A 15,540-nucleotide genomic window follows, 5' to 3' on the forward strand; every position below is an offset into this window, starting at 1 on the left:
GACTACCAATAATCCACTAGCAAGAGCGGTTACACAGAATTATTTACACCCTCATTAAATATGAGGGTATTTTACTCCTCGCCTTAGATCCCTGCAGTTCCGCTATAGTGCATGCTGGCCTCCAAATACTCAACGGTTCCGTCCATGCGGCACCTATCTTGGTTTCAAATAGGTCAATTTCAGTATCACATGACAATACTGAATCGCAGGCATCCACCCAATTAATTAGATCAACCTGCTTTGCAATATGGGTTATCTCCCAAGTTCCTCAGGAAGGAATTCCCCGGCGAGGCGAAAACTCAAAAGCATAGCAGTTGGAGGAGCCGTTACCCTGAGTCTGGTCGTAACCTAGTAGCTCGATTGAGCATATTAAATCAGCAGACAAAGCAGGCACCGCGAAAAAAGTTGCAGCTATAAGGGTGCTCAATGCAAGGATTTTCTTCTGGTTCATTTAAAGAGCCATATTGTTTTCTATTGTTATTGTGATTAAATTTCCGATAAACCCAAGATATCATAAGAAAATGTGTCTGTAATATATCCATTTTCGGACAAAAATAGCGATATTAAGGCTGAATACTTAATATAGGTGAAACCCCATTAACATTTAACCCGGATTTAAAGGGGGATATTTCGGGCTCTCGTGGTAGGAAAGTTAAACCTCAATTACTCTTCAAATAATATTGAACAACCTTTACTGGCGGCGAACTTTACGCAAATAATTTTCCAGATCACTGGCTGTAAGTGGGTTGTGACTGGGGTTATCCTAAGGGGGCTAACCCCGGGGCTGCCCCATATAAATCACTATAAAAATGAAAAAAATAGACATCCTACATTGAACTCTGAAATGCATCAATTAATCACTTTTATTCAAGTAAGTATATCTAAATTTAATTATTCAGATTTATCAGTATAACTATCTGTTCCAGTTTTTTACTTTGTACCAAGTTTTAGCGACAAAGCAGGCAAGATTTTAAGCTAAAATTCACCCCAAGGAAAGATTAATGTATTGCAAGAAATGAGGCAGGAAGAGAAAGTACCTAAAAAATGAGCTTTAAGTTTTTGAGGAAAAGAGATCGAATATATCTTGCAAATTTTGTGGATAGCTATTCAAATATAAGCAAATTTTGAAGCATAAATAACTATGAGATTCCGCACGGCTGGCACAAATACGTCGCTAGTGGTACTGATTTATCGAAGTTCTAGATGGAAGACAAGGAGAGGTTCATTGGGTACTCAGTCAAATAAATTTTATCCACTCACTACATCGCAGTTAGATATATTCTACCATCAGCAGCAGTTTCCAGATTACCCCCTGTACAATATATGTGGATATACAGTACTTAGGGGGCGATTAAACGTTTCGCTTCTCAGAAGAATATATTCACAACTCTCTACTCAATATGATGCCTTTGCACTCAATTTCAAACTGCAAGATGGGCGGCCGGTCCAGTTCATTGGTGCGAATGGCCCCTGCGACCTGGAGCTGGTTAACTTTTCTAACGATATTGACCCAGAAAAAACAGCGAAAAGATATTTAGAATCTCTTTTTAAAAAAACTCTTTCAATAGACACTGATTGCCTTGTTGCAATGAAGTTACTTCGACTAAGCGAAAATGAGCATTGGCTAGTTACATTTGGTCACCATCTGGTTATAGATGGATGGGCAGGAAGTAATATCCTGCATGCATTAGGAAGACTTTATTCGGCAAATGTGACAGAAAATGGCAGTTCAGATGTATTTGAGCAGATTGTCATTGAGCAATTTCTGCCCACGATCTCTGAAGATGCAGAATATAAAGATAGTAGTAAGTATTCACAAAGCAAAAAATATTGGTTAGGAAAGTTCCCAGTTATACCAGAGCCCCTATTATCCAGGAGGGTCGGAACTAAACGTGATGGTGTTGTACCAAGTAGAAAAATTTCACAGAAATTTGATAAAGATAGATATGAATCAATTATTTTCTCTGCGAGAGCTCTAAGGGTAACTCCACAACAACTGGTGATCGCGGCAATATATCTCTATTTCTCAAGAGTACGTATGGTAAAAGAGATTGTGTTAGGTATGCCAGTACACAATCGAGGCAGTGCGAGATATAAAAAAATAGTTGGCATGTTTGCAAGTAGCACTCCACTAAAGCTGAACTTCGATTCTCATTGTAATTTAGAAAATCTAATCTCAGGAATCGCAGCGACCCAGCGAAAGGATCTACGCCATCAAAGATACCCAATTAGCCATCTCAATCGAGATCTAAACTTATCAGCCAAAGCAAGATCACGGATACATGATATTAACTTCAATTATTTGAAAATTGATTATAACTCTAGTTTTGAAGGCGTTGAGGCATGCTCAAATTATTGCACTAGTGGTTACTCGCAGATACCATTAAGTATAAATTTAATTGATTTTGGAGGGAAGCAGGATCTAGAACTTCAACTGGAATACAATTTGGGTTTTTACGACGATCAGGTTGCAAAACAATTGTTGGATAGATTGGTTTGGCTCTCGGGAGAGGTGCCAAATTTTTTAGCCAAGCCGATCTCTGAAGTAGACATTATTTCAAGGGCTGAGAGTTCGCTCTTAAATACATATAGTGGAATAGATTCTTTTACGCTTCCTCCACTTAGTTCAATTGTTGAAGAGTTCTCTAAACACGCTGCCGCATATAAAGATAAACTTGCGGTAGTTTGTGGCGATCTTAGTGTAACTTATGGCGAGTTGGAAGCTAGGAGCAACCAACTGTGTCGAATGTTGCAGGATCTGGGAGTAGTTACAGAAATTTTTGTGGGGATTTGTGTATCCCCCTCAATCGAGATGCTGGTTTCGATACTGGGGGTAATCAAAGCTGGAGGAGCATATGTACCTATAGATCCTGACTTCCCAGAAGATAGAGTGGAATTTATTGTCAATGATAGCGAAATTAAAGTATTAATATGTGATCAGGAAGCTTCAAGCCGGCTAAATTTCCAGGCAATAGAGCAACTAGTGCTTGATTCTCAAGAGGTGGAGACAGCACTTAAATCTTATGAAGATACAGCGATAGATTATGACGCGAAGCTGGAGAGCCTAGTATATATGGTATATACATCCGGTTCTACAGGGCGTCCCAAAGGTGTATTGACTGAGCATGCTCAATTAGCAAGTTATCTGGCTGCAATCCGTTCTAAATACTTGCTCCCCAAGGGACTGCGATATGCAGTGCTCTCAAGTATTGCGACAGACCTTGGTAATACATCCCTGTATTTGTCCCTCGTTAATGGTGGTTGTATACATATCTTGGATAAAACCATTAGGGTGCAGAGTGATGAATTAAGTGAATACCTAATAAATAGTAAGATCGATCTATTAAAGATTACGCCTAGCCATTTTGATGCTTTATTTACCCCTTTAATGCTAAAGAACACATTTGACTGTTCATGGCTTTTATTGGGTGGAGAGGTCATTTCTCCAAATCTGTACGATAAGATCCAATCACTTGTATTTACAAAAAAATGTAATGTTATTAATCACTATGGCCCTACAGAAACAACCATTGGATGTACTACCTATCAAATAAGTGACGAGGAAATTGTAGATCAAATACCAATAGGTCGCCCATTACCAAATCGCATAGCATATATATTGGATGATAATAGTAAGCCTTTGCCAATTGGTGAAGTAGGAGAGTTGTATATTGGTGGAGATGGTGTTGGGCGAGGATATCATCGCCAGTCGAGTTTAACGGCTGAAAAATTTCTACCAGATACGCTTTCAGGACGTGCGGACTCAAAGCTGTATAAAACAGGTGATTTAGCTCAGTTCCTGCCAGATGGGAATATCGTTTTTGTCGGCAGAAAGGACAATCAAGTAAAAATACGAGGTTATCGCATTGAGTTGGAGGAAATTGAGTGGACCTTAAGCAATCTACCGGCTGTAGATGATGCTGCGGTAGTTACATACCGTGGAAATAATGGTCGATCACTCTTGATTGCCTATCTAGTTTTAAGTGAAAGCGTTCAAAAATCTGAAGCACTTAAAGAAATAAAAATCTCTCTTAAGGAATTATTGCCCTCATATATGCTGCCATCACAATATCGTGTGATGAAAAGCTTACCTCTAACTCCCAATGGAAAAATTGATCGTAAAAATCTTCCAGATCCAGGAAGCAAAGAAAGTAATTCAGGGGCAAAACGTATCAAGTCCGATGTCGAACAAAAATTGTCTAAAATTTGGGCGGGCTTGTTCGGAAAAGAGGAAATAAAAATTGGCGTTAATGATAATTTCTTCGAACTAGGCGGCGATTCAATTTTGGCTATCCAGTGTGTATCGCGCGCGCGCGAAGCAGGGATTGCATTTACAGTTAAAGATCTGTTTGACACGCCAAGCGTGCAAGAAATCGCTAAAAAATCAGAACAAATTAAAGTATTAGACCTTCAAATTGAAAACGTTGGGATTGTTAATCTGCTACCTATCCATCATCGTTTCTTCGAATTATCAGATGAAATTAATCACTATAATCAGTCAGTTCTGCTCGAGTCACCATCCTGGATGGATGTAGATATATTGCATCTTATCGTTGGAAAGCTTTATTTTAGCCACGATGCTTTGCGTCTTGTATTCGAGCACAAGGGAGGGCTTTGGCAAGGAAAATATAAATCGTGTACAGGCCGAATGGTGGAAGATTCCATTGAAGCAATAAGTTGTGAAGAGTCTGATGTTGAAGGCCATATAGATTCACTTCAGCGTAGTTTTAACTTGGTTTCAGGGCCACTTTTTAAGGCTGTTTTGTTTAAGCTGTCTACAGGACAAAATCGATTGCTACTGGTTGCCCATCATGGTGTCGTTGACGGCATGTCATGGAGGATATTATTGGAAGATATAGAGCAATTATGCAGACAATTTAGCCACGATACAGAGTTGCGTCTGCCTGACAAAACATCTTCTTATAAGGCGTGGTCCGAATATCTATATTGCTATGCCTCCTCAGATAAATTAAAGGAAGAGGTTGAATGTTGGTTACATCAAGTCAGCGGAGTAGCAACCAGAAAGCCGATACCGCTAAAAGAGTTTTCTACCCGAAAATTTAGTATCGGTGAAGAGTATACCGAAAAACTTATTGGTCGTTCTAATAAGGCATATCGGACTAAAACTAATGAATTGCTTTTAGCGGCTCTATTTAGAGCTTTTAAAATATGGGATGGTCGGGAGTCCTTAACTCTAACACTGGAGGGTCATGGGAGAGAGGGGTTAGAGAGCGGTTTAGATCTTTCGCGAACGGTTGGTTGGTTTACGGTAGAGTATCCCCTCACCATTGATTTCGATGGTGAAAGCGTTGAAAGCTACATAACTACGGTAAAAAACTCATGTAGAAAGGTACCTGAAAATGGCATTGGATATGGTGTTATTAAGTACTTGAGTGAGATTTCAGATCTTAAAGATGTTCCAACTCCAGAGATACTGTTTAATTATCTGGGGCAGTTTGATCAAGTTGTCAATAATAATCATCTATTTTCGATGTTAGATTGCCCTGGAGATATGGTAAGTCCTTTTCGTCCTCAGCTACACGGCCTAATTTTCAATGCCATAGTCAATCAGGGGCAGTTAAATTTCGAGCTTAGCTATATTGAAAGTGTCTATAAGAGTGAAATAATAAATAGCTTATGCATGCTTATAAGTAGATCTATAGAAGAGGTTGTAGAGCATTGTTGTAACGAGGATAGTGGGTATTTCACTATTTCAGATTTCCCATTACTTGGAAAAGACTATTTGCCGGGTAAGCTAAGCCAGATTCAACTAAATAAGTGGCAAACATCTAATGCTATCGCTGATCTATATCCTGCTACTAGTATGCAGGGCGGATTACTTTTTCATGGATATTTTGAAAATGATGCATATATAGGCCATAAACTGTTGCGCTTGGAGGGGGATATAGATCAAGGTATAATGCAACAAGCTTGTCAACTATTGATTGACGCAGAAGAAGTGTTACGTACCCAATTTATGACTGATGAATATGGGGAGATATATCAGCTAATCCAGTCGAAAGCTATATTGCCGTGGCATTTTGAAGATCTTTCTGATTTAGATAATAAAGTACAGAAAAATCTGATTAAAGAGTTCCGAGAGCTCGATAAATCTTTAGGTTTTGACATAGAAGTCGCTCCCCTAATACGTATTGCTTTTTGGCATTTGGGGCATAACCAATATCAGCTATTGTGGACACAACATCATGCTACAGGTGATGGATGGTCTTCAGCTTTAATGTTCAATAGATTGATTAACAACTATCAATACTTATCAAAACAAACAAATTCAATTTATTGCAATTCTGTACCCTATAAAGTCTATCTTGAGTGGCTTTTCAGTCAGGATAAAATCTCTGCTAATCATTTCTGGAAGAAAGAGCTAGGTGGTATAAATCTCTCAACTTCATTGCCAAATATTAAGTCGTTAAAGAATCAAAGTGATAAGCTCGAAATTAAGTCAGTTTTAACAGAAACGAAGTCGCAAAACCTATCCCAGCTTGCGAAAAATTGTCGGGTGACCTTTGGCACCCTTATTCAGGGAGCCTGGGCTCTTTTATTAAGCCGTTATAGTAATGAAGAGGAGGTTATCTTTGGTGTAACGGTTTCTGGGCGTCCAGCAGATTTGGCAGGTGTTGAGAATATCGTAGGTCCTTTGATAAATACTTTACCTAGTCGTGTAAGATTACCAGATGATCAGAAGCTAGGGGAATGGCTAAGAGAGTTGCAATCGGCGTATATTAACAGGGAGCAGTATAGCTATCTTTCCTTACCTGAAATCTTACAGGCAGTAAATGTAAAAGGCGGAAAATCCCCATTTGACAGCATAGTTGTTGTTGAGAACTACCCAATAACTTCCAGTTCCTTCAAAGGTGAAAGCTCTAAAGAAATCCAATTAGTCGAAGCAAAAAGTTTCGAGGAGACTAATTATGGGCTGGCGCTGGTCGTAACGATGGGTGATGAAGTTGGACTTAGCTTAAAATATCACCAAGTCAAAATTGACGATGTACTAGCAAAAAGTATCTTAGATTCTTATCAGAATCTACTTGTTACGATGTGTCAGGGTTCTGAAATTACACTATCTTCTTTGACTCTTCTATCAAAAGAAGATCAACTTGAATCTATACTCGATGAAGGTACTGTACCTCTGGGATATCCAGCTCAACACTATATCCATCACCTAATTGAGAAGCAGGTGGAATTTCGAAGAGATGAGATTGCTTTAACTTGTGGAGGAAATCAGCTTACCTACCTTGAGCTAAATACTAGAGCCAATCAGTTGGCCCGCTACTTAAAAGAGCGTGGGGCCAACGCAGAAGTATTGATTGGAGTTTACTTAGAGCGTTCAATCGATATGGTTGTGGCGTTACTGGCTATCTTAAAAGCTAGTGCCGCCTACGTACCTATAGATCCTAATTACCCTAGAGTCCGTGTCAAGCATATTATTGAAGACAGCGGACTTAAAATAATGGTTTCGGATCAAGATATTCCTCTGGCTCAGGAAATAGCTGATCTCGATATAATTAGGATGGATTCATGTAAAGTTCAGGAAGAATTGTATAACTACTCTAAAGAGAATCTTGATACAAGTGAGTTGAAACCGGAGTCTCTTGCTTATGTTATCTACACGTCAGGTTCAACAGGCCTACCAAAGGGAGTTCTAGTTGAGCATGGTAATGTTGTTCGATTATTTAATTCGACAAATGAGCAGTTTCAGTTCTGCCCAGATGATGTTTGGACAATGTGCCACTCCTTTGCATTTGACTTTTCGGTATGGGAAATTTGGGGAGCGCTAAACTATGGAGGACGGTTAGTCATTGTTTCTCAAGAGACATCTCGCTCCTATGACGATCTCTACCGGTTACTCATTGAAGAGCAAGTCACTGTTCTGAACCAGACTCCGGGATCGTTTTATCAACTGGCCCACATTGATGAGGCCCAGAGAAGCCGCTTATGCCTTCGCTTTGTCATTTTTGGTGGCGAAGCATTAAATCTGGCCGCCTTAAAGCCGTGGGTTTCTCACCGAGGTGATGCTTCACCGCAGCTAGTGAACATGTATGGAATTACTGAAACGACTGTTCATGTCACTAGCCGAATAATAAAAAATATAGATATCGAAAGTGCGCGAGGCAGTTTAATTGGATCACCTATTAGCGATCTAAAGCTGTATATCTTTGACCGTTCAATGAATCTGTTGCCTCCTGGTGCAATAGGAGAAATGTATGTGGGAGGGAATGGAGTATCGCGAGGATATCTTAATAGAGATGCGCTGACTTCAGAGCGATTTTGTAAACATCCTCTTATTCCAGATATGCGACTCTATAAAACTGGTGATTTAGCCAGGATAATTGCTGGTGATGAAATCGAATACCTGGGGCGCATTGATAATCAGATTAAAATTCGCGGGTTTCGCATAGAGCTAGGAGAAATCGAACAGCAGATATTAACGCTTGCGAAAGTAAAATCGGCTGTAGTAAATGTGTGCTCAAATGATTTGGAGGATACATACCTGGTTGCATATGTTTGTCTTGACAAAGGACAAAAAGAAATTTCTTTGGATGATGTGAGGCAGTATCTTAGAGAAAGGTTGCCAGAGTACATGCAGCCTTCATTTTATATGGAGCTTGATCAAATCCCTCTGACCGCCAATGGAAAGGTGGACAGAAAATCACTTCCTCAGCCAGAGCGCGCACCAACTGGCTCAACCTATAAACCCCCTCAAGGAGATATTCAGTTTAGACTTGTGAAACTTTGGGCTGACTTGTTGCGACTACCTGTAAGCAAAATAGGTCGCAATGCACATTTTTTTGCCCTGGGAGGGCACTCATTGCTATCAGTACGTCTCGCAACTGCTGTGCGCAATGAATTTGATGTTGAATTAGAAATACGAGAGATATTTGAATATGCTGAGCTATCAGAACAGGCTGAGCGAATTAGCTCTTCAAAGCAAAAAATAACGCGCCATAATATTATTTCTTTATCGGAAGGTCGTAAGACATTGTCCTTTTCCCAGCAACGTCTGTGGTTTATAGACAGTTTAGAAGGGGAAAGCAGTCAATATAACTTGTCAGGTGCTTTTCTAGTGCAGGGGAATTTTTCTGAATTAGCTGCCGAAGAAGCATTTTTCCGCATTATTTCACGTCATCATAGCTTGCGTAGCGTCTTTATAGATAATGGCCAAGGTGTTGAACCATATGTAAAAGAGGTAGAATTTTTCCGGCTTCGACGCATGGATATTAGGGGTGTGGAGGGGAAAAAACAGAATGCAGAAATTGAACGTCTTTTGGAGAGTGAAGAAACTCAATCTTTTAATTTGTCATCTGATTTAATGCTACGAGCGGGTTTTATCCGAATTAAAGACAATGAAGGTATTCTATTCATAAGTATGCATCATATTGCATCGGATGGTTGGTCTGTTGGGATTTTGCTGGAAGAGTTTTCCTCACAATATCAGTCAGTTTTATTAAATAAAAAAAATTACATATCTCCCTTACCGTTTCAGTATGTAGATTTTGCTCATTGGCAAATACAACAGTCTTCTGAAGAAAATTTCCTTAGCCAGCTAGGGTATTGGGATAAGCAGCTTAAAGATCTCCCTCCTGTTCATAACCTGCCCTTGGACTTTCCTCGCCCCAGTAAAATAGGGCAAAAAGGTGCGAAGGCATCACTGAGTCTAAAGAAAGCTGAGAGTGAAATGCTAAAAGCATTTGCTCTTGAGCAGGATGTAACTCTATTTATGCTTATCCACGCTGCCTTTTCTTTAATAGTTGCTAGACATAGCAATCAACAAGATATTGTTGTTGGTACTCCTGTAGCAGGACGTCGGAATAAAGATTTGGAAAGGATGATAGGCTTATTTGTTAATACACTAGTTTTGCGTGTTGACTGTGAGCTAGAGCAAGATTTACCTTGCTATTTAGAACAGATTAAGCGAGTAAATTTAGAAGCCCAGGACAACCAAGATATACCATTTGAGCACTTAGTAGAGCGTCTCAACCCGGAGCGCAGTACACAATATAGCCCATTGTTTCAGATTTTGTTCACGATGGATAATACAGACAAAGTTGCGCTTCAATTACCTAGCTTAACTGTCTGTGAGTTAGAACGCAGGCTGATACAGGCAAAATTCGAGCTCTGTCTAAATGTTTGTGAAAATAAATCCGGCCTTGAATTCGAGCTTATCTATAACAGTGCACTATTTAAGGAAGATCATATTCTGCAATTATCTGAACAGCTTTTAAGGCTGTTGGTTAGTCTTCCTACACAAAAAAATAGTCGACTTATAGACCTACCGTTTGTTGATTCAGCGGCGGAAAATATCTTGAAGGGTAAAGAAATGTCGTTACCTGAAGGACCAGTTCAAAGCAGGTTTGAGAAAATAGCTAAACGACAACCCGATTTACCAGCGCTTATATGGGAAGGTCAGTCAATCAGTTACGGCGAATTGAATGCCCAGGCTAATAAATTAGCCCATTTACTGCGAAAAAAAGGCATAGGTCCAGAGGAAAGGGTGGGGCTGTGCCTTAAAAGAGGCCCCCTTTTAATTATCGCATTACTTGCTACTTTAAAGGCAGGCGGTGCTTATGTCCCGTTAGATCCTGCATATCCTAATACCCGATTGGCATTTATGCTCGAAGACAGTGGGGTTAAATTAATATTGGGTGAGAGTCATAGTAAGGAGGTGCTAAAAGGCAGCTTGATCAGCATAATCTGGCTGGATGAATTCACCTTATCAGAATTTCCTAACGAAGAGCCACTGAGTTTATATAGCAGCCACCACTTAGTTTATTTGATCTACACCTCAGGCTCGACAGGTACTCCTAAAGGAGTAATGGTTGAGCACCGTAGTTTATTGAATGTAAATGAATTTGAAATACTTGATTATGAGTTAGGCGCTGGAGATCGAATCTTGCATTGCATGTCGTTCAATTTTGATCCTGCAACTAGTGTGCTGTTTAGTGGGTTAAATTCTGGAGCAACTATCTATCTGGCTGATACTCACTCAAGTGTCACCACATTTATTAAGGAGCATGAGCTCACTCACGCTATCCTTCCGGCAGCGGTTCTTGCTGCTGAGGAAGAGCAGCAACTCCCGTCGTTAAAGATGATTGGTGTTGGAGGTGAGGTTTGTCCACTTAAAACTGTACAATATTGGTCTCAAGGACGTAAATTCTTCAATTTGTATGGCCCCACTGAATGTACAGTAACGGCTGTCAGAGAGCGGTATACCGGAACAGTAAATAAGCTAACTATTGGAAGACCCATAGCTAACACCTATTGTTATGTACTTGATGATATGCAGCGACCTGTGCCACCGGGAGCCGTTGGTGAGCTTTATATCGGCGGATTAGGATTGGCTAGAGGCTATCACGGTTGCCCCGAGCAAAATACATTGCGTTTTATAGATAATCCGATTAGTACTGGCGAAAAACTTTATCGAACTGGTGATATGGTGCGCCAACTTGCTGATGGTAAGCTCGAATTCCTAGGTCGCATTGATGAGCAAGTTAAATTGCGAGGGTTTCGAATAGAACTAGGTGAAATCGAATCTATATTATTGGGCATGAATGAAATTGAAGCAGCTGCTGTAGTCACTAGGGATGAATTTCCTGGCCAACTTGTTGCATATATTTGCTTAAATAGTGAGTTCGATACTGATGAATATATTCGTATCATTCAATCTGAATTAGCCTCAAAATTACCTTCATATATGTTACCTGCTGCCTATTCAGTTATAGGGAAGTTACCTTTAACTATAAATGGCAAACTAGATAAAAATGCTCTGCCAACACCATCGATTATAGATACGGCAAAATATATAGCTCCTGCTACAAGTATAGAAATTGAACTGGCAAAAATCTGGGCACAACTGCTACGGCTAAAACTCGATGATATAGGTGTAAATGATAGCTTCTTTGCACTGGGGGGACACTCGATTTTGGCAATAAAATTAGTGAATTCTATTGAAAGGGTTTTCTCCATTACTATTTCCTTGAAGAAGGTATTTGAGTTAAGTAGTTTGTCAAATTTATCTGCATATATTGAAAGTATACAAAGTGATAAATCTACAAAGCTTTCCGATGTTAAAAAAATACAAAATTTTTCGTCGATAGAAGTGGAATCTGCTGAGAGCATAGAGGAGTTTGAGTTGTGAGCCTGTTTAATTTTCTTATTCAGCTAAAAGAACAAAGAATTATTATAAGCTTGGATGATGGGCAGCTTCGGGTTCGGGGTAGCAAGGATAAAATTACTTCGGAAATAAAGTTTAAACTCAAAGAAACAAAAGAAGAGATAATTGCTCACTACATTAGGTTGGGGATAACTAGTAATAATCAGCTGGCACCTGTGACTCTTCAACAGCAGCGACTGATTATAATTGATAAAATGCAGCCCGGGCTATCTCTGTTCAATATGATTGGTGCCCAAGAGATCCAAGGTGAACTGATAAAGGACGCAATAAATTGGTCTTTTCAGAAGATTTATGATCGACATGATTCACTACATACAAACTTTTTTTATGATGACGACTTCTTTTATCAGGTGGTTAAGCGCTCGGATTCCTTTAAAATAAACGAGGTTGACTTATGCGGGATATCTGATGGAGCACTAGATTCCAAGCTTGATTTCATATTTAAAATTGAAAGCAAAATAGCATTTAATCTGGAAGCAGATCAAATGCTACGCGTAAAGCTTATTAAGATATCTGAGAAGAAGCATATTTTAATTTATAGTATGCATCATATAGTCAGTGATGGCTGGTCTATGGGAGTGATGCTAAATGAATTAAATCACTATTATAATGCGTATCTATCTGGAGATAGAGTGGAGCTTCCCCCATTAAGTATACAGTATTCAGATTATGCGCACTGGCAAAAAAAACAAACTGAGAGCCCTGAACATCTGAGCCAGGTAAATTATTGGGTAGAGCAATTGGAGGGTATACCGGAGATACATAACCTTCCACTCGATAGGTCAAGGCCAGCAATACAGTCATATCATGGAGGAGTATATCGCAGTCAATTAGGCGCCGAACTAAAATCGTTATTTGTTCAAACCTGCCGTGAAAATAATGCCACTTTATTTATGGGGCTACATACTGTTTTTGCAATTTTAATACATCTCCACGGCAATCAAAATGATATAGTGATAGGGACGCCAACTGCGGGTAGGGAGAAAGATGATCTAAACCCACTTATTGGGTATTTTTTGAATACTTTAATTCTTCGTTCACGTATTAATAGTACTCTAAGTTTTATTGATGTTTTAGGGAAAAGTAGGGAGTTAGTGCTGGATGCATTCTCTCATCAGCAAGTTCCGATTGAGAAGTTGATATCATCTTTAGGTGTCGATAACGATTTGAGCTATTCTGCACTATTCCAGGTTATGCTAATCCTGCAGAGCAATGATAATGGTTGTTTTTCTGCTCCCAATTTGGAATCTAAATATATAAATCCTGAACTGCCACTAAGTAAGCTTGATATCACTTTGAGTATAATTGAAGTCGATGATGGGTTAATGCTTGGATGGGAGTATAATAAAGATATCTTTGATGAGTCTACAATAGTTAGTTTTTCAAAACGTTTTTTTCATCTTATACAGACCTTTATAGATTCCCCAAATATGACTTTAATGGATTTGAATACCATTTCAAAGGATGACCTTTCTTGTTTGGAATATTGGGGTTCAAAAGAAAAAAAATCCAAGTTTCTAAGGAGTGTAATTGAGCAATTTCACCAGTGTGTATACTCAGAACCAAATAAACTAGCGTTAATGGGCGCTGATGATTTTGTGTTGACCTATCAAGAGCTCGATAACAAAGCTAATCAGTTTGCTAACTTTTTAACAACTAATAGGGTAGTTGCAGGAGATGTTGTTGGCATATGTCTGCCAAGATCTCAGGAGCTAGTAACTGCTATATTGGCTCTTTGGAAAATAGGAGCAACATACCTGCCAATTGACAGTGAATACCCACTAGAACGGATTAAGGCGATTTCTTCTGATGCAAAGTTAAGTAAAGTACTTACTCTTAACGAATATAAAGGCAGATTTCCAGATTTATCTATACTATCTATTGATGGTATGAAGACCGCTAACATTATTAATAGTCAGCAAAAGAGCTTTAGCTTTGACTCCAGGGCTGAGCCTGAATCCTTAGCCTATATTTGTTATACCTCTGGTTCTTCAGGTAAACCCAAAGGAGTTATGACTACACAGGGAAACCTGTCAAGCTATCTTGATTCGGCACGAAAAAGCTATAGTCTCGGTGCGAATGAAAGAGTTCTCCAGTTCTCATCTCCCTCTTTTGATATCTTCGTTGAAGAATTATGCCTAGCTTTATCAGGTGGAAATTGCCTGGTTCTGAGAGATGAAGAGATACTTTCTGGTGGGGTATATTTTTGGGAGTATTTACAAAAAAAAGAAATATCTTTTGTTAGCCTGCCAACTGCCTATTGGCATTATCTAGTTCGAGAAATAGGCAATGATGATATCCCAAGTTTGCCAGAGCTAAAAACTATTGTACTGGGTGGTGAGGCAATGTCTTTACCAGCCCTCAATCGATGGAATCAGTATTTTAAAGGACAGGTAAAAATCATAAATACCTATGGTCCAACCGAATGTACAGTGGTTGCAACATCCTATGAGATACCCGAAGACCAAAAGTTTCCATTAGGAATTCCAATCGGTAAACCTCTGCCACATATAAGCACTTATATCCTTGATGAAGCACTGAAGCCTGTGCTGCCTGGTTGTGTTGGTGAGCTGTGCTTGTCTGGACCGAGTATTTCACCAGGCTATTATAACCAGCCCTTAAAAACTACTGAAGTATTTGTCAAGTCCCCGTGGCTAAATAAATTGATGTATCGAACGGGTGATCTAGTACGTTATCAAAATGATGGAAACCTTATCTTCCTTGGTCGTTATGATCGTCAGTTGAAGGTGCATGGGTTTAGAGTTGATTTGAGTGAGATTGAAGAGGCTATTGCTGGTCTCGCTGGTATACGATCTTGTTATAGTCAAGTAATTGATGAGGCTAATAAAGATAAAAGAATAGGTGCTTATGTTGTTGCGGATGAAACAATCACTGTAGAGCAATTGAAGTCCAGAGCTTCACAAATTCTTCCTCGATATATGTTGCCAAGTACATACATCTTCATGAAAGATCTCCCACTTACCAAAAATGGAAAAATCGACACGGAATCTCTACCTGACTTTGGAATTGAGCAAGTTAGCCTAGAACCTCTGATAGATGATCTCGAATATTCTTTGGCAGAAATATGGTCGGAATTATTGAGGGTGGATTTAAGCAGGATAGGTGCTAACTCACACTTTTTTGATTTGGGTGGCCAAAGCTTATTGGCAATGAGATTAATTTCTGAAATAAAAAGATTATTTAATGTTGAACTGCAAATTAAAAATATATTTGAGCGAAGCGAATTGCGATCGCTTGCTCAACTGATTAAGCAAATTGTTTCTCAAGAGGAACTCTCGGCTGAATTATCAGCGTTGCCGGATGAATCATTGGATGAGTTGGAGTTTTAA

General features: G+C 39.3%; 2 protein-coding genes. Both read left to right on the plus strand.

The annotated features are described in order from the left end of the window. Window positions 1-1,225: 1,225 nt before the first annotated feature. Window positions 1,226-12,154: a non-ribosomal peptide synthetase gene (locus MO867_RS11175; RefSeq protein ID WP_252466658.1), complete on the plus strand. Its 10,929-nt coding sequence runs from the start codon at window positions 1,226-1,228 to the stop codon at window positions 12,152-12,154. After that, on the plus strand, window positions 12,151-15,540 hold the full coding sequence (locus MO867_RS11180) for a non-ribosomal peptide synthetase (RefSeq protein WP_252466660.1): 3,390 nt from the start codon (window positions 12,151-12,153) through the stop codon (window positions 15,538-15,540). The genes MO867_RS11175 and MO867_RS11180 overlap by 4 nt, the downstream gene beginning before the upstream one ends.

The sequence above is a fragment of the Microbulbifer okhotskensis genome, from assembly GCF_023895975.1.
GTDB classification, from domain to species: Bacteria; Pseudomonadota; Gammaproteobacteria; order Pseudomonadales; family Cellvibrionaceae; genus Microbulbifer; species Microbulbifer okhotskensis.